The 15,556-nt window shown below is 70.3% G+C and carries 15 protein-coding genes; 8 read left to right on the forward strand and 7 right to left on the reverse strand.

The window, feature by feature from the left end; all coding sequences use genetic code 11:
- Nucleotides 1-138: 138 nt before the first annotated feature.
- Genes CBM2588_RS24460 through CBM2588_RS24490 form a run of 7 tightly spaced genes read right to left on the reverse strand, consistent with a single transcriptional unit; the run spans nt 139 to nt 6,667 of the window.
- Nucleotides 139-1,083, reverse strand: a complete 945-nt coding sequence (locus CBM2588_RS24460; protein WP_115682893.1) for a quinoprotein relay system zinc metallohydrolase 1 — start codon at nt 1,081-1,083, stop codon at nt 139-141.
- Nucleotides 1,080-1,880: a quinoprotein dehydrogenase-associated SoxYZ-like carrier gene (locus CBM2588_RS24465; protein WP_115682894.1), complete on the reverse strand. Its 801-nt coding sequence runs from the start codon at nt 1,878-1,880 to the stop codon at nt 1,080-1,082. Before CBM2588_RS24465 ends, CBM2588_RS24460 begins: the two co-directional genes overlap by 4 nt.
- Nucleotides 1,877-2,707, reverse strand: a complete 831-nt coding sequence (locus CBM2588_RS24470) for an ABC transporter permease (protein ID WP_115682895.1) — start codon at nt 2,705-2,707, stop codon at nt 1,877-1,879. Before CBM2588_RS24470 ends, CBM2588_RS24465 begins: the two co-directional genes overlap by 4 nt.
- 4 nt (nt 2,708-2,711) lie before the next feature.
- Nucleotides 2,712-3,890 (reverse strand): branched-chain amino acid ABC transporter substrate-binding protein, encoded by a 1,179-nt coding sequence (locus CBM2588_RS24475; RefSeq protein ID WP_115682896.1) that lies wholly within the window; start codon nt 3,888-3,890, stop codon nt 2,712-2,714.
- On the reverse strand, nt 3,883-4,911 hold the full coding sequence (locus CBM2588_RS24480) for a PQQ-dependent catabolism-associated beta-propeller protein (protein WP_115682897.1): 1,029 nt from the start codon (nt 4,909-4,911) through the stop codon (nt 3,883-3,885). The genes CBM2588_RS24475 and CBM2588_RS24480 overlap by 8 nt, the downstream gene beginning before the upstream one ends.
- The gene (locus CBM2588_RS24485) at nt 4,908-5,687 is read right to left on the reverse strand and encodes an ABC transporter ATP-binding protein (RefSeq protein ID WP_172583659.1); all 780 of its coding nucleotides are present in this window, start codon (nt 5,685-5,687) and stop codon (nt 4,908-4,910) included. The genes CBM2588_RS24480 and CBM2588_RS24485 overlap by 4 nt, the downstream gene beginning before the upstream one ends.
- Complete coding sequence (locus CBM2588_RS24490; protein WP_115682898.1) at nt 5,684-6,667, reverse strand: tripartite tricarboxylate transporter substrate binding protein; 984 nt, start codon at nt 6,665-6,667, stop codon at nt 5,684-5,686. Before CBM2588_RS24490 ends, CBM2588_RS24485 begins: the two co-directional genes overlap by 4 nt.
- 328 nt (nt 6,668-6,995) lie before the next feature.
- Here CBM2588_RS24490 and CBM2588_RS24495 point away from each other — a divergent pair, with 328 nt between their 5' ends.
- The 8 genes from CBM2588_RS24495 (at nt 6,996) to napA (ending at nt 15,536) form a co-directional block, all read left to right on the forward strand.
- Entirely contained in the window at nt 6,996-9,437 is a 2,442-nt protein-coding gene (locus tag CBM2588_RS24495; protein ID WP_115682899.1) for a TonB-dependent receptor, read from the forward strand.
- A 93-nt stretch (nt 9,438-9,530) separates the two neighbouring features.
- Nucleotides 9,531-9,725 (forward strand): hypothetical protein, encoded by a 195-nt coding sequence (locus CBM2588_RS24500; RefSeq protein ID WP_018004287.1) that lies wholly within the window; start codon nt 9,531-9,533, stop codon nt 9,723-9,725.
- Nucleotides 9,726-9,824: 99 nt separating this feature from the next.
- The gene (locus CBM2588_RS24505) at nt 9,825-10,352 is read left to right on the forward strand and encodes a hypothetical protein (protein ID WP_115682900.1); all 528 of its coding nucleotides are present in this window, start codon (nt 9,825-9,827) and stop codon (nt 10,350-10,352) included.
- A 112-nt stretch (nt 10,353-10,464) separates the two neighbouring features.
- Nucleotides 10,465-11,691, forward strand: a complete 1,227-nt coding sequence (gene serA, locus CBM2588_RS24510; protein WP_115682901.1) for a phosphoglycerate dehydrogenase — start codon at nt 10,465-10,467, stop codon at nt 11,689-11,691.
- A gap of 206 nt (nt 11,692-11,897) precedes the next feature.
- Nucleotides 11,898-12,242 carry a hypothetical protein gene (locus tag CBM2588_RS24515; protein ID WP_115682902.1) on the forward strand — a complete coding sequence of 115 codons (345 nt, stop codon included), beginning with the start codon at nt 11,898-11,900 and terminating at the stop codon, nt 12,240-12,242.
- 193 nt (nt 12,243-12,435) lie between these two features.
- Nucleotides 12,436-12,600: a periplasmic nitrate reductase, NapE protein gene (gene napE, locus CBM2588_RS24520; protein ID WP_115682903.1), complete on the forward strand. Its 165-nt coding sequence runs from the start codon at nt 12,436-12,438 to the stop codon at nt 12,598-12,600.
- Between the two features lie 105 nt (nt 12,601-12,705).
- A complete protein-coding gene (locus CBM2588_RS24525) occupies nt 12,706-13,044 on the forward strand; it encodes a chaperone NapD (protein WP_115682904.1) in 339 nt (112 codons plus the stop codon).
- Complete coding sequence (napA, locus tag CBM2588_RS24530) at nt 13,041-15,536, forward strand: periplasmic nitrate reductase subunit alpha (RefSeq protein ID WP_115682905.1); 2,496 nt, start codon at nt 13,041-13,043, stop codon at nt 15,534-15,536. Before CBM2588_RS24525 ends, napA begins: the two co-directional genes overlap by 4 nt.
- The last annotated feature ends 20 nt before the right edge of the window (nt 15,537-15,556 follow it).

Here is a 15,556-nt window from a genome sequence, read left to right on the forward strand (position 1 = left end):
ACGCAAATGGCAAATCCCATGCCAGTGGGGCGGGGCCCGATCACGCGCCCTGCAAGCCCGCCGCAAGGCTGCTGCCCGCGCCAGCGTGCAACACTGCGTTGCAGCTGCGCCAGAATTGAACAGGCATCGTCGGTCCCGTCACTGGCCCAGCGCGGCTTCCTCGTGCGCCGGGTAGAGATGGATCACGTTGCGCAGGTACTCGGCCGGCAGCGCGCCCCAGCGCGCGAAGGGCTCGGGCACCGGCAGGGCCATGACCTCGGCCAGGTCGCGTCCCTGCGCCGCGGCCTCGCGCAGGCGCGCGTCGAGCCATTGCAGGTAGGCACGCGTCTGCGCGATGGCTTCCGTGCCGCCCAGCGCGGGCCCGTGGCTGGGCACCAGCAGGCGCGCCCCGCTCTGCTCCATCAGCGCCTGCAGCCGCGCCAGGCTGTCGAGCCAGCGCCCGATATGCGCGTGCGGCGTGGTGGGGATGCGCTCGCGGAACACCAGCCCGCCGGCGAAGACGATGCCGGCGGCGCGGTCCAGCAGCACCAGGTCTGCGTCGGTATGGCCTTCCAGGCGGATCAGTTCCAGCGTGCGGCGCCCGATCGTCCGTGTGCCGGCCTCCAGCGCGTGCAGCGGCGGCGCGGGCTCGGTGCCGCGCATCCAGTCGCCGCACAGGCGGTAGAGGTTGTCGGCATAGGCCGCGCCCTCGCGGCGCGCGCCGTCGATGGTGGCGGGCAGCGCGCTGCCGCCCACGTCGGCATAGGCCTGGTTGCCGAAGAAGTAGTCGGGATGCAGGTTCAGGTTCAGCACCAGCCGTACTGGCGCGCCGGTCAGCGCGGCGATGGCGCGGCGCTGCTGCTCGCCGTACTCGCGCGAGGGGCCGGTGTTGATCACCACCACGCCGTCGCCGGTATCGATGAACGCGGTATTGATGATGTTGCAGCCATTGGCCGGGGCGAAGTCGGCATTGGCGCCTTCCAGCAGCCACACGCCGGCGGCGATCTCGCGCGGCGCCAGGCGGTAGTCAGGTGGCTGCGCGGGCGCCGCGAGGACCGCAGCAGTGGCCAGCCACAGCAGCAGCGACGGCAATACGCGCTTCATGGCGACACCCGCGCCGCGATGCGGTTGCCGTTGTTGTCGTGGCCGGACACGGTCATGCCGGGCACCACCGCCTCGCGCAGGTCGAACGAGAAGATCGGGTTCTCCGCCACGGGCTCGTGCAGGGTCAGCCGCAACAGCGGCTGCCGCGCCGCGTCGGCCAGCACCAGCGTCTCGAGATGGAACGCCGGGATGCCGGCGACCAGGCCGGTGTCCATCGGGTGCATCACGCGCAGCCGCACGCGCGCGCCGGCGTCGCCCAAGGGCGGGAACACGCGCGCCTCGACCCGATTGAGGGTGCGGCTCCAGCTGCCGTCGCGGCGGGTCGCGCCCGGCACGGTGCAGCCACCGCCGCCGGCGTCGACCCACGCGCTGCCGACATGCCAGGTGCCGTCGCGCGTGCGCGCCGCCACCCGCACCGGCGAGGCCTGCTCCAGCTTGAAGCGGAACGACAGCGACGGCCGCACCCGCAGCGGCTCGAACGCCAGCACCGGGCGGATCGGGTTGCGGTCCACCGCCACCACGATGCGCTCGACCTCGCCCAGCGCCGACGCGTCGAAGGCAATCGGCACGCGCATCGGGTCTTCGGCGAAGGCGGGCCCTGTCACGCGCACGCGGCTGTCGAACACTACCGGGCCCTGCTGCAGCAGCTCCTTGTGGATCCAGGCCCATTGCGGCGACTGCATTGGATCGCTGTGCACGATGCCGGCACCGGTGCCCGGTGCCGCGGACACCCTCGGGACGGCCAGCGCCAGCCATGCCAGCGCCAGCAACGCCAGGCCCTGCCGGTGGCCGGTCATGCCGGTTGCCCGCGACGCGCCATGCCGCGCTGCGGGTCGTAGCCGCGCAGCGCCAGCGCGAAAAACGCCACCGCGCTGGCCGCGACGATGGCCAGGCTGTGCGGCGCCAGCTGCCCGTACAGCGCAAAGCGGATCGCCTCGACCGCATGCGTGAACGGGTTCAGCCGCGCCAGCTGGTACACCGCCTCGGCGCCCGACTCCTGCAGGCGCCACAGCGGATACAGCGCCGAGCTGATGAAGAACATCGGGAAGATGACGAAGTTCATGGTGCCGGCAAAATTCTCCAGCTGGCGCACATGGACCGACAGCAGCAGGCCGAGCGCGCCCAGCATCAGCGCCGCCAGCGTCATCGCGCCCAGGCCGGCCAGCAGGTGCAGCGGCGCGAAGCGGATGCCGAACGCCGCGGCCACCAGCAGGAACGCCGCCATCTGCAGCAACGACAGCAGCGTGCCCGCCGCCAGCTTGCAGCCCAGCAGCCAGCCGCGCGGCAGGGGCGCGGTCAGCAGCAGCCGCATCACGCCCATCTCGCGGTCGTACACCATCGCCAGCGACGACTGCATGCCGTTGAACAGCGCGATCATGCCCAGCAGCCCGGGTGCGACATAGACCTGGTATTCGATGTAGCTGTCGTACGGCGGCGCGATCGCGACCCCCAGCGCATTCTGGAAGCCTGCGGCGAACACCAGCAGCCACAGCAGCGGCCGCACCAGCGACGACAGCAGCCGTCCGGGCTGGCGCAGGTATTTGCGCAGTTCGCGGCCGCAGACCGCGCGCAGTGCGCGCCAGCGATGGCGCATCGACGGTGGCAGGGTGGCGGGCATGGTCATGGGGTCAGGTCGGGGCGCGGCACGCGGTGTCGGCTTCGTCGGCGCCCAGGGTGTCGAGGTTGTTCTTCGGATGCAGCACGCCTTCGACCGGCGCGGTGCCGACCACGCCGTCGGGGTGCGCCAGCATCAGCGGCTGGCGCAGCTGGCGGTCCCAGCGCCGGAACGACAGCGGCGGGCCCTTGAAGCCATCCACCACCACCTGCCCCGCGGCCAGCGCCTGCGCCTGCGCGGCAAAGCCCGCGGGCTGCCGCACCACGCTCTCGGCAATGGCCTTGACGGCGACCCACGCGGCCCAGTCGTAGCCGGTCATCGGCCGGCCCGCGGCGCGGGCGAAGCGCCGGTTGAGCTGCGGCCCGCCGTTGCGCTCCCAGGTCCAGTGCCAGGCCTGCGCGCCCAGCCCGCTGGCGCCAACCACCGGGCGCGGCAGCTGCGTGGCGTAGGGCAGGCCGCGCGCGAACTCGCCGTCGGCGTCGGCCACCACCACCACGTCGTAGTCCGCGCCACCGGTCAGCAGCCTGACATTGGCCTGGTCGCGCTCGCGCGGATCGTTGGACAGCCGGAATGCGCGCTGCGCGCTCCAGGCGATGCCGAAGCGCCGCGCCGCGCCCAGCAGCGCCTCTCGCTGCGCGGCGTCGGCCGGGGACGGGCCGCTCAGCAGCAAGGCGCGGCGCCACTTGCGCGCGGCCAGGTATTGCATCAGCGCATCGGCGCGCATGCGCAGGCTGGGCAGCGTATGCAGCAGCACCGGCGCGCAGCCTGAGCCGCGCAGCGCATCGTCGTCGGCCGAGACATTGAACAGCAGGGCCTCGCCCGGCCTGACCGCGCCCACCGCGGCCCGGACCGCGGCCGCCGGCAGGTCGAGCACGATGTAGCGCGTGCCCTGTCGCGCCAGCGCCGCGACCAGCGTGGCCACCTCGGCTTCGGTGCGGGCCTGCTGCGCCTCGACCCGCAGCGACTGGCCCGCGGCCTCCAGCGCAAAGCGCGCTTCCGCCGCGGCCACCTGGGCGGCGTCGAGCGCGCTGCCCTGCGGCTGGTCGGGATAGCGCTGCGCCAGCCGCCGCGGCGCGTGGCGGGCATCGTCGGCCAGCGACACCACCGCCACGCGCACCTCCGCGCCATGCAGCGGCGACGCCAGCGCCGCCGCAAGCGTAAAGGCCAGCACGGCCAGCGCCCGCTCAGTCATCGATCGCCACCGAATGCGGCACGCGGCCCGCCTTGAGCGTGGCCACCGCCTTGCGGCTGGCGGTGTCGACCACGCTGACATCGTCCGACATCCCGTTGGCGACGTAGAGCCGGGCGTTGTCGCGGCTCAGCGCCAGCCCCCAGGCGCGCCGTCCCACCAGCACGTAGTCCTGCACGCGGCGCGACGCCACCTCCACCACCGCGACATGGTTGGCGCGGCCCAGCCCGATATAGGCGTGGCTGCCGTCGCTGCGCGCCGCCATCCCGACCGGGGTCACGTCCTCGGCGCGCATGCCGCGCGGCGCGAAGGCAATGGTCTGCACCACCTCCAGCGTATCGGTGCGGATCACGCTGACGCTGGCCGACAGCTCGTTGGAGACCCACAGCTCCTTGCCGCCGCGCACCAGCAGCAGCCGGCGCGGCCGGTTGCCGACGCGGATATTGCGCACCACCTTGCGCGTGGCGAGGTCGACCACGTGGACCAGGTTAGCCACCTCGGAAGCCACGTACACCTGCCGCCCGTCCGCGCTGACCCGGACGCCCTCCGGTTCCTCCCCCACCGCGACCGCGAACACGCGCTTGCCGGAGCCGGTGTCGTAGGCCGACAGCAGCGCGTCCTCTTCATTCGACACGTAGAGCGTGCGGCCGTCCTGGCTGAGGTCGAACAGCTCCGGGTCGTCGCCCACCGGCAGCGACGCCACGGTCTTGCGCGTGCCGACGTCGACCACGTCGACGCGGTGGTCGTCGCTGCAGGCCACGTACAGCCGTGCGCGGTCCGGCGACAGCTGCAGGTGGCGCGGCCGCCGGCACTGGCGCCACGACGCCAGCTGCTGGCCGCTGGCGGCAGCGTAGGCGGTCAGCGCGTCGTCCTTTTCGCTGGAGACAAAGACCTGGCCGGTGGCGGCGCGCGCGGGGCCGCCCTGGGTGCCCTGCGCGCCCTCGGCCAGGCCGGCGGCAACCAGCAGCGCGGTGGCCAGCAGCCAGGCGCCGGCAAGCCAGGCGGGGGATGGCATCGGCTTCATGCGGTCAGCTCCGTTTGCGCCGCGCGGCTGACCGACGGCGTCATGGCGAGGAAAGCGGCTTCCAGCGTCGCGGCCGCGGTGACCCCCAGCAGCGCGGCCGGGGTGCCGTCGAAGCGCACCGCGCCGCGGTCGAGCACGATCACGCGGTCGGCCTGCTCCACCTCCTGCACCAGGTGGGTCGCCCACAGCACGCCGGCGCCTGCGTGCCGCGCCAGCCGCCGGGTCTCGGCCAGCAGCTGCACGCGCGAGGCGGGGTCGAGTCCCACCGTCGGCTCGTCGAGCAGCAGCATGGCCGGCTCATGCAGCAAGGCGCGCGCCAGTTCGACCTTGCGCCGGCTGCCGCCCGACAGCTCGCGCACCGGCGCTTGCGCGCGCGGCGCCAGGCCGAAGGCCTGCAGCAGGCGCGCGATCCGCTGCGCCGCCTCGCGCCGCGGCAGGCCATGCAGGTCGGCATGGAAGCGCAGGTTGGCCAGCACCGGCAGGTCCAGGTCGATGGCGGGCTGCTGGAACACGATGCCCAGCTGCGCCAGCGCGCGCACCGGGTCGCGCCGCATGTCGCAGCCCATCACCATGACCTGCCCGGCATCGGCGACGAACAGGCCGCTGAGGATCTGGAACAGCGTGGTCTTGCCCGCGCCGTTGGGCCCCAGCAGCGCCACGAACTCGCCGCGCCGCACGCACAGCGAAACCCCGTCGAGCGCGACGCGCCCGCCGAACGCCTTGCGCACCGCGTCGCAAGCAAGCGCCGGCGCTTCCTGGATTGGCAGTGCGTTCATAACTGCTCCTTCGCCCGGGCCGTGCCCGCACGCTGGGCAAAGCTGCGTTCGGTGTCCCAGGCCTGGCGCAGGAAGGCTTCGTATTGCGCGGTGCCCAGGTAGGTCAGCTCCTGGTCGTAGCGAGCCAGCTCGGCGAGATGGCGCGGGTGCTGCATGGCGATGCGGAACGCGTCGTGCAGGCGCCTGACGATGGCCGCATCGGTGCCGCGCGGCACGCCGATGCCATAGGGCGAGTTGTGGACCGCATCGGCGAAGCCCAGCTCGGCCACGGTCGGCACCTCGGGCCAGCGCGCCGAGCGCTGCGCGCTGAACACCGCCAGCAGGCGCAGCTTGCCGGCTTCGACGAACGGCGCGAAGCCGGTGGAATTGACCCCCGCCATCAGCGAGCCGTTGGCCACCGCCAGCATCTGGTCGGCGGTGCCGTGGTACGGCACGTGCAGGTAGCGCACGCCGCTGCGGCCCAGCACGTCCTCCATCGCCAGGTGCGCGGTGGTGCCGATGCCGGTGGAGCCCACGGTCAGCCGGCCCGGATGTGCGCGGCCCCAGGCAATCAGCTCGCGCAGCGAGCGCCACGGGCTGTCGGCGGGCACCACGATGCCGAAGGTATAGCCCGAGATCATCAGCACCGGCTGGATGTCGCGCAGCGGCTGCCACGCGGTCTTCTGCTGGTGCGGGAAGCGGTACACCGTCAGCGGCAGCTGGCCGATGGTGTAGCCGTCCGGCCGCGCGGCGGCAAGCAGGCCGCCCACCAACGTGCCGCCGGCGCCGGGCCGGTTCTCCACCACGATCGGCTGCCCCAGCTCACGTCCGGCCAGTTCGGCCAGGACGCGCATCGATATATCGGTGGCCCCGCCGGCCGGCCACGGCACCACCAGCGTGACCGGACGCGACGGATAGGCGGCTGCGCCCTCGGCCCGCGCGAAGCCCGCCGGCAACAGGCCGAGGCACATCGACAGCAGGCAGGCAAGGCAACGGAACATGGCGAAGCACCGGACCGGGTTGGGATGCGGTGTGACAGAGCAAGGCCGATACCATGTGCGATGCAACACGGCATGCCGCATCCCCGCGGACCTTGCCGGGCCGGCGCTGCACCGCTGCCGGCCGCCGGCTCGCAGCGACGCGTGCTGCGATGCGCCGCGCGGCACTGTGCCGTGATGGAACACTGTCCCGCTGATGGCAACGCCCCCTTGTCCTGTTTTGTGACAGGGCGCAGGCCCCATGCTGCTGCCCGGTACGAAAACTGCTGAAGCCCTGCCCACAGGCGCGGCCCGATGCAGGCATGCGCCGCTATCCCGAGGAGACCCGACCATGCCAGCCATCCCGCGCCCTGCACCGCCAGGCCTGCGGCCATCCCGACTTCCGCGCGCCGTCGCAGCCCGCCCGTGCCGCCGCGCCGCGGTGCTGTCCGCGCTGATCACGCTGCTGTGCCAGCGTGCCGCTGTGGCGCAACAGGACACTGTTGCGCCAAACCAGGACAGTACGCTGCTGCCCGAAGTGCTGGTGGTGGCCGCCGCGCCGCTGCCCGGCATCGGCGTGGCCAGCGACCTGGTGCCCTACACCGTGCAGACCGTGCGCGGCAGCGAGCTCGGCGGCGCGCGCGCCGGCAACCTGGCCGACTACATGAACCGCCACCTCGCCGGCGTCAACGTCAACGACATCCAGGGCAGCCCGTTCCAGACCGACATCACCTACCGCGGCTTCCGCGCGTCATCCATCCCCGGCGTGCCGCAGGGACTGTCGGTTTACCTTGACGGCATCCGCGTCAACGAGCCCTTCGGCGACGTGGTCAGCTGGGACATGATCCCGGAGGCGGCGCTGGCGAGCGCGTCGCTGGTGTCCAGCGCCAACCCCGCCTACGGTCTCAACACGCTCGGCGGCGCGCTCGCCATGACCACGCGATCCGGGCTGGACTCGCCCGGCTTTACCGCCGACCTGTCCTACGGCAGCCATGCCCGCAAGCGCGCCGACCTGTCCGGCGGCGTGCGCAGCGACGGCGGCTGGCATGCGTTCGCCGCCGGCACGCTGTTCCAGGAGCATGGCTGGCGCGACCATTCCGAGGGCCGGCTCGGCAATGTCTTTGCCAAGGCGGGCTACGCCGGCGCCAGCAGCAGCTGGGACGTGTCCGTGCTGCACGGGCGCAGCACGCTGACCGGCAACGGCCTGGTGCCCAGCTATCGCGCGACTGACGGCGGCACGCTGCCCGAGCTGTACCAGTCCAACCGGCGCGCGGTCTACACCTATCCCGACCAGACCCGCAACCAGGTCACGCAGGCCGCGCTCAACGGCCGCCACTGGTTCGACGACAAGACCAGCGCCGCGGCGCTGGCCTATGTGCGCAACAGCCGCCGCGACACCGCCAACGGCGACGTGAACCCGGACTACGAGGCCTACGCCGAAGACTGCGAGGACGGCTTCGACGCCGACGGCAGCCCGCTCGGCGACGACTGCGGCATGACCCGCGCCGAAGGCGCGGCGCTGCACCCGGCGGTGCTCAACACCAGCCATATGCGGCAGCAGACCGTCGGCATGGCGCTGAGCCTGGCGCGGGAGAGCGAGCACCACGTGACCAATGCCGGCCTGACGCTCGACCGCAGCCGCCTCACCTATTCGCAATACGCCCAGCCCGGCAGCTTCACCGACGACCGCGGCGTGGTCGCCGACCCTGCCGCGGCCAACGCCCTGTTCTCCGGCGTCAGCGGCAACGCGCGCACGCTGGGCCTGTACCTGTCCGATACCTGGTCGCTGACGCCCACCACCTTCCTGACCGCGTCGGCGCGCTGGAACCATGTCACCGTCAGCAATACGCTGCGCAACAGCGACGGCAGCGAGCAGCCGCGCGAAAGTTTCACCTATCGCCGCCTGAACCCGGCGCTGGGGCTGGCGCAGAAGCTGGGCGGCGGCGTCACGGTGTTCGGCGGCTATGCGCAGAACAACCGGGTGCCGACCGTGCTCGAGCTCGGCTGCGCCGACCCGGAACGGCCGTGCCGGCTGCCGGCCGGCCTGCAGGCCGATCCCTACCTGAAGCAGGTGGTGTCGCATTCGTTCGAGGCGGGCGTGCGCTGGCACCCGCGCCCGCACACCGAGCTCACGGCGTCGCTCTACCGCATCGACAACCACGACGACATCCTGTTCGTGCGCGCGCCGAACACGCAGCTCGGCTACTTCGCCAACTTCGACCGCACCCGCAACCAGGGGCTCGACCTGAGCGCGCGCCACCGCCTCGGCCCGGTCACGCTGCGGCTGGCCTACAGCTACCTGCAGGCCACCTACCAGTCCGCCGGCGCGCTGGCCGCCGGCGAACGCACCATCGACATCCGCCCGGGCATGCGCATGGCCGGGCTGCCGCGCCATACGCTCAAGCTGGGCGCGGACTGGCAGGCGCTGCCCGCGCTGGTGCTGGGCGCCGACCTGGTGGCGGTGTCGGGCTCCGTCTCCAGCGGCAACGAGGACGGCCTGCGCAGCGACCCGCAGGCGGGCGAAGCGCCGCAGGCCGCCGACTGGGGCACGCCCGGATACGCCACCATCAACCTGCGCGCGGCGTACCAGGTCAGCAAGCGCTTCGAGGTCTACGCGCGCGTGGCCAACCTGCTGGACCGGCGCTACGAGACCTATGGCCAGATCGCCAATGACGTCTTTCCCGGCGGCAGCCTGGTGCGGCCGCACGTGGCCCCGGGCGACGCCGCCAGCGCGCTGTTCGTGGCGCCGGGCGCGCCGCGCAGCTTCTGGCTGGGCGTGGTGCTGCGGATGTAGCGCCGGCGGTGTTCACGATTCCTTACAGACAATGGCGCTGGCACAATCTATTCTCCTGTCGCAAACGGAATCCCCCACAACAAGGAGAATGCAATGAAATCCGTCCTGGCCCTTCTGGTCGCGTGCAGTGCGCTGCTCGGCGGCTGCGTGGTCGCCCCTTACGATACCTACGGCGACGGCCCGCAGGGTTGCCCGCCGGGGCAGGCCAAGAAAGGCAACTGCCGCATCGACCCGTACGGCAACGAGTCGTTCTGCCCGCCGGGCCAGGCCAAGAAGGGCCGCTGCTAAACCGGCGCGGGCCGGCGCCGGCCTCGCCGGCCGCTTGCGCCAGGCGGGCCGGCGGCCGGACAATGGCGGCTGCGGACATCCTTTTCGCAGGAGCGCGCCATGCCCACCCGGTCCCTGCCCCGCCGTCGCCTCGTCCTCCTTTGCATAGCCGCCGCCCTGCTCGGCGCCTGTGCCACGCTGCAACCCGAGCAGACTGGCCAGCAGATGATCGGCAGCCCAGAAAGTGCGGTGCGCGAGACTTTCGGGCCTCCGACCGAGACTCACCGCCTGGCCGACGGCACCAGCCGCTGGCTGTGGTCGCGGCAGCCTTTCGGCCATGAGGTCTACGCCGCCGATTTCGACGCCGCGGGCAAGCTGACCCGCTACCGCCAGATGCTGACCGAGGCCGAAATCTATCGCGCCCAGGTCGGAATCTGGACCAAGCAGGACGTGCAGCAGCACTTCGGCCTGCCGCGCGAGCCGGTGCAGTATTACCCGCTGATGCAGCGCGAAGCCTGGTCCTGGCGCATGTACAAGGACGGCCTGCAGACGGCGCACTTCAGCTGTTATTTCGACAACGCCGGCGTGCTGCGCCAGACCATGATCATCGTCGATCCGCTTGGCGGCGACGCGCGCCGCGCGCGCTGACGGCTGACGCGGAAGCCGCGTCCGGAGCCAATGCCGGCAGCAGGGGCTCCCCGGCCCCGCCACCGTTTTGCGCGCAGAATGGAGGCGATGCGGCAATGCCCGCCAACCCTCCATGCGGAAAACCAACGTGACCACAGCCATCCTGCTCGAGAACATCCACCAGAGCGCCAACGCCCGGCTGGCCGAAGCCGGCCTGCAGGTCGAGCGCCGCACCGGCGCGCTGGCCGGTGCCGAACTGCGCCAGGTGCTGGCCGACCATGACGTGATCGGCATCCGCTCCGCCACCCACCTGCGCGCGGACGATATCCGCAGCGCGCCCGGGCTGCTTTCGATCGGCTGCTTCTGCATCGGCACCTCGCAGGTCGACCTCGACGCGGCCACCGCCGCGGGCATCCCGGTCTTCAACGCGCCCTTTTCCAACACCCGTTCGGTGGCCGAGCTGGTGGTCGCCGAAGCGGTCATGCTGCTGCGCCGGATCCCCGAGAAGAACACGCTCGCGCATGCCGGCAAATGGGCCAAGGGCGCCGCCGGCGCATTCGAGACACGCGGCAAGACCATCGCCATCGTCGGCTACGGCAATATCGGCTCGCAGGTGGGCGTGCTGGCCGAATCGATGGGCATGCGCGTGGTCTACTACGATGTGCTCGCGCGGCTCTCGCACGGATCGGCCCGCGCTGCCGGCTCGCTGGAAGAAGCGGTGTCGCAGGCCGAGGTCGTGACGCTGCACGTGCCGGCCACCCCGCGCACGCGCAACATGATCGATGCCAACATCCTGGCGGCGTTCAAGCCCGGAGCGATCCTGATCAATGCCTCGCGCGGCAGCGTGGTCGACATCGCCGCGCTGGCCGCGGCGCTGCGCGAGAAGCGGCTGGGCGGCGCGGCCATCGACGTGTTCCCCGAAGAGCCCAAGACCAACCAGGACCCCTTCACCAGCGAACTGCAGAACCTGCCCAACGTGCTGCTGACCCCGCACGTCGGCGGCAGCACCGAGGAAGCGCAGGAGAACATCGGCACCGAGGTCGCGGCCAAGCTCGCGCACTTCCTCGCCACCGGCGGCACCATCGGCGCGGTCAACTTCCCCGAGGTCGACCCCGGTCCGCTGCATGCGCCGGCACGCCTGCTCAACGTGCACGGCAACGCGCCCGGCGCGCTGGCCGCGCTGAACACGCTGCTGGCGCAGGAAGGCGTGAACATTACCGGCCAGCACCTGCAGACGCGTGGCCACACCGGCTATGTGGTGACCGACCTGGACCGCGCGCCGTCCGAGCAGCTGATGCAGGCGCTGCGGACCCATGCCGGCTTCGCGCGCTCGCGGCTGATCCTGCGCGGGGCGGCTTAGCATTGCCCAGGATCGCGGACCCAGGGCGCCCCGCCATGGTCGCGGCTCGCTCTCTTCAATCTCCACCAAACTGTCTGAAACTCCAAAACTGCTCTGAACCAGGGACTATGCTGAATGCAGCCCACAAGCGCATTCGTGGGCCTGCACGCTAGCGATGTCAATGGCGGCCCGCGTTGGCGCCGCACCAACAATCGTGAGGTTCAGCTATGTCGCTTGAACGGAGCAGGAAGGCCGCCACCCTGGTCGGCCGGCTGGCCGGGGCCGCGCTGCTGGGGAGCGCCGGGATCGGCAGCGCCGCAGCGCAAACCGGCACCATTACGTTCCTGGGGGCGATCACGAATCCGTCCTGTGCATTGCGCCCCTCCGCCGGCATGGTGCAGGCCAGTTGCCAGCAGCCGTCCGGGCAGATGCTCTCGGCCCCATTCGCCGTGACTCCGCCGCGACAGGCAGGACCCGCGCGCATCGGCATCGCCAGGCTGAACGTGGAACCCGCCCGCGCCGCCCGGCGCGGGGCGGCGCCCGCCTACCTGGTCGTGGTGACCTATCACTAGATGACATATCCGGCCGGCATTGCGCCCGGCCCGTGCTACCGCAATCGGGTCATCGCACAGCCGGCGCCGCGGCCTATGCCGCATCTCGCGCTGGCGCGGGCAAGTGCAGTCTTGACACCTTGCCCTGCGCTTCCTTTAATGGTGTAACGCATCGGGCCGCGCCTGATCCCTTTTGCCGAGGACGTCAACGACGATGGATACCGGTGAAACCCACGATCCCCAACGCAAGCAAGAAGAACTGCGCAGCTTCCTTTTCCTGACCGCGGTCATGGTGCCGGTGCTGTCCGTCATCATCGTCGCGGGCTATGGGTTCATTGTCTGGATGACCCAGTTGATCAGCGGACCGCCGTCCCACTAGGCGACCCACGCAGGCCGGTGTTGCGCAAGCGGCGCCACCGGGGCATTGAATTGATAAAAACAAGCTGCAGCACAGACTGAAACGGCATCGAACCGGAGCTTGCGCATGCCCGCTGCAAGACGTGCCATCCCCATCCAGCCACTGCCGACGGGCGCAGAGTGGCATATAGCCGGCATCGTGGTCCATGCACTTCCCGCCAGGCTGCCGCAGGTGCGCGCGGCGATCGACGCCATCGGCGGCGCCGAGATCCATGCCGCCAGCGACAGTGGCAAGCTGGTAGTCACCATCGAAGCGCCCACCTCGCGCGCCATCGCCGCGCATCTGACCTTTCTGCACCAGCTCGACGGCGTGCTGTCGGCCGCGCTGGTCTACCAGCACAACGAAGATGCCGAGGCCATGCACGAGGCCGTGAATCCCGCAATGAACGAGGAGGCTGGCATATGACCCTCTCCCGCCGCGATTTCATCAAGCAGACCGCCGTCGCCGCAACGGCATCGGTGGCCGGCGTCACGCTGCCCGCCGGAGCCGCCAACTTTGTCACGGACAGCGAGGTGACAAAGCTGAAATGGTCCAAGGCGCCGTGCCGCTTCTGCGGCACCGGCTGCGGCGTCACGGTGGCGGTCAAGGACAACAAGGTGGTTGCCACCAACGGCGACCCTCAGGCCGAGGTCAACAAGGGGCTGAACTGCGTCAAGGGCTACTTCCTGTCGAAGATCATGTACGGCCAGGACCGGCTGACCAGGCCGCTGCTGCGCATGAAGAACGGCCAGTACGACAAGAACGGCGAATTCGCGCCGGTCACGTGGGAGCGCGCCTTCGACGAGATGGAGCGCCAGTTCAAGCGCGTGCTGAAAGAGAAAGGCCCGACCGCGGTGGGCATGTTCGGCTCGGGCCAGTGGACCGTGTGGGAAGGCTATGCCGCGTCCAAGCTGTACAAGGCCGGCTTCCGCTCCAACAACATCGATCCCAATGCACGCCACTGCATGGCGTCCGCGGTACAGGGCTTCATGCGCACCTTCGGCATGGACGAGCCGATGGGCTGCTATGACGATTTCGAGGCCGCCGATGCCTTCGTGCTGTGGGGCTCGAACATGGCCGAGATGCATCCCATCCTGTGGACCCGCATCACCGACCGGCGCCTGAGCCATCCCAAGACCCGCGTGGCGGTGCTGTCGACCTTCACCCACCGCTCGTTCGACCTGGCCGACATCCCGGTCATCTTCAAGCCGCAGACCGACCTGGCGATGATGAACTACATCGCCCACTACATCATCAAGAACAACAAGGTCAACAAGGACTTCGTCAACAAGCACACGGTGTTCAAGGAAGGCGTGACCAACATCGGCTATGGGCTGCGTCCCGAGCATCCGCTGCAGAAGGCGGCCAAGAACGCGGCCGATCCCGGCGCCTCGCGCCCGATCACCTTCGACGACTTCGCGCGCTTCGTGGCCAAGTACGATGCCGATACCGTCAGCAAGCTGTCGGGCGTGCCCAAGGACAAGCTCGACCAGCTGGCCGAGCTCTATGCCGATCCCAACATCAAGGTGATGTCGCTGTGGACCATGGGCTTCAACCAGCATACGCGCGGCAGCTGGGCCAACAACATGATCTACAACCTGCACCTGCTGACCGGCAAGATCGCCACGCCGGGCAACAGCCCGTTTTCGCTGACCGGGCAGCCGTCGGCGTGCGGCACCGCGCGCGAGGTGGGGACCTTCTCGCACCGGCTGCCGGCGGACATGGTGGTGACCAATCCCAAGCACCGCGAGGAAGCCGAGCGCATCTGGAAGCTGCCGGCGGGCACCATTCCCGACAAGCCGGGCTACCACGCCGTGCTGCAGAACCGCATGCTCAAGGACGGCAAGCTCAATGCGTACTGGGTGCAGGTTAACAACAACATGCAAGCGGCGGCCAACCTGATGGAAGAGGGCTTGCCGGGCTACCGCAATCCCGCCAACTTCATCGTGGTGTCTGACGCCTACCCCACCGTCACCGCGCTGGCGGCCGACCTGATCCTGCCGAGCGCGATGTGGGTCGAGAAGGAAGGCGCCTACGGCAATGCCGAGCGCCGCACGCAGTTCTGGCACCAGCTGGTCGATGCGCCGGGCGAGGCGCGCTCCGACCTGTGGCAGCTGATGGAGTTTTCCAAGCGCTTCAAGGTCGAGGACGTCTGGCCCGCCGACCTGATCGCGAAGAAGCCGGAATACCGCGGCAAGACCCTGTTCGACGTGCTCTACCGCAACGGGCAGGTCGACAAGTTCCCGCTCAAGGAAGTCAGCACCGAGTACCACAACGCCGAGGCCAAGGCCTTCGGCTTCTACGTGCAGAAGGGGCTGTTCGAGGAATACGCCACCTTCGGCCGCGGCCATGGCCACGACCTGGCGCCGTTCGACGCCTACCATGAGGCGCGCGGCCTGCGCTGGCCGGTGGTCAATGGCAAGGAAACCCGCTGGCGCTACCGCGAAGGCAGCGATCCCTACGTGAAGGCCGGCACCGGCTACCAGTTCTACGGCAACCCGGACGGCAAGGCGGTGATCTTCGCCCTGCCCTACGAGCCGCCGGCCGAATCGCCCGACAAGGAGTACCCGTACTGGCTGGTCACGGGCCGCGTGCTGGAGCACTGGCATTCCGGCTCGATGACGCGCCGCGTGCCCGAGCTGTACCGCGCCTTCCCCAACGCCGTGGTGTTCATGCATCCGGAAGATGCCAGGGCCATGGGACTGCGCCGCGGCGTGGAAGTGGAAGTGGTGTCGCGGCGCGGGAGCATGCGCTCGCGCCTTGAGACCCGCGGGCGCGATGCGCCGCCGCGCGGGCTGGTGTTCGTGCCGTGGTTCGACGCCAGCCAGCTGATCAACAAGGTCACGCTCGACGCCACCTGCCCGATCTCGCTGCAGACCGACTTCAAGAAGTGCGCGGTCAAGATCGTCAAGGTCTAGCGCGGCCGATACAACAGGAG

Source organism: Cupriavidus taiwanensis (assembly GCF_900250075.1).
GTDB lineage: Bacteria > Pseudomonadota > Gammaproteobacteria > Burkholderiales > Burkholderiaceae > Cupriavidus > Cupriavidus taiwanensis_C.

Excerpts from the sequence above, each read along its gene's own strand:
- CBM2588_RS24460 (WP_115682893.1), bottom strand. The coding sequence starts at position 1,083 with ATGAAGCGCGTATTGCCGTCGCTGCTGCTGTGGCTGGCCACTGCTGCG.
- CBM2588_RS24465 (WP_115682894.1), bottom strand. The coding sequence starts at position 1,880 with ATGACCGGCCACCGGCAGGGCCTGGCGTTGCTGGCGCTGGCATGGCTG.
- CBM2588_RS24470 (WP_115682895.1), bottom strand. The coding sequence starts at position 2,707 with ATGACCATGCCCGCCACCCTGCCACCGTCGATGCGCCATCGCTGGCGC.
- CBM2588_RS24475 (WP_115682896.1), bottom strand. The coding sequence starts at position 3,890 with ATGACTGAGCGGGCGCTGGCCGTGCTGGCCTTTACGCTTGCGGCGGCG.
- CBM2588_RS24480 (WP_115682897.1), bottom strand. The coding sequence starts at position 4,911 with ATGAAGCCGATGCCATCCCCCGCCTGGCTTGCCGGCGCCTGGCTGCTG.
- CBM2588_RS24485 (WP_172583659.1), bottom strand. The coding sequence starts at position 5,687 with ATGAACGCACTGCCAATCCAGGAAGCGCCGGCGCTTGCTTGCGACGCG.
- CBM2588_RS24490 (WP_115682898.1), bottom strand. The coding sequence starts at position 6,667 with ATGTTCCGTTGCCTTGCCTGCCTGCTGTCGATGTGCCTCGGCCTGTTG.
- CBM2588_RS24495 (WP_115682899.1), top strand. The coding sequence starts at position 6,996 with ATGCCAGCCATCCCGCGCCCTGCACCGCCAGGCCTGCGGCCATCCCGA.
- CBM2588_RS24500 (WP_018004287.1), top strand. The coding sequence starts at position 9,531 with ATGAAATCCGTCCTGGCCCTTCTGGTCGCGTGCAGTGCGCTGCTCGGC.
- CBM2588_RS24505 (WP_115682900.1), top strand. The coding sequence starts at position 9,825 with ATGCCCACCCGGTCCCTGCCCCGCCGTCGCCTCGTCCTCCTTTGCATA.
- serA (WP_115682901.1), top strand. The coding sequence starts at position 10,465 with ATGCGGAAAACCAACGTGACCACAGCCATCCTGCTCGAGAACATCCAC.
- CBM2588_RS24515 (WP_115682902.1), top strand. The coding sequence starts at position 11,898 with ATGTCGCTTGAACGGAGCAGGAAGGCCGCCACCCTGGTCGGCCGGCTG.
- napE (WP_115682903.1), top strand. The coding sequence starts at position 12,436 with ATGGATACCGGTGAAACCCACGATCCCCAACGCAAGCAAGAAGAACTG.
- CBM2588_RS24525 (WP_115682904.1), top strand. The coding sequence starts at position 12,706 with ATGCCCGCTGCAAGACGTGCCATCCCCATCCAGCCACTGCCGACGGGC.
- napA (WP_115682905.1), top strand. The coding sequence starts at position 13,041 with ATGACCCTCTCCCGCCGCGATTTCATCAAGCAGACCGCCGTCGCCGCA.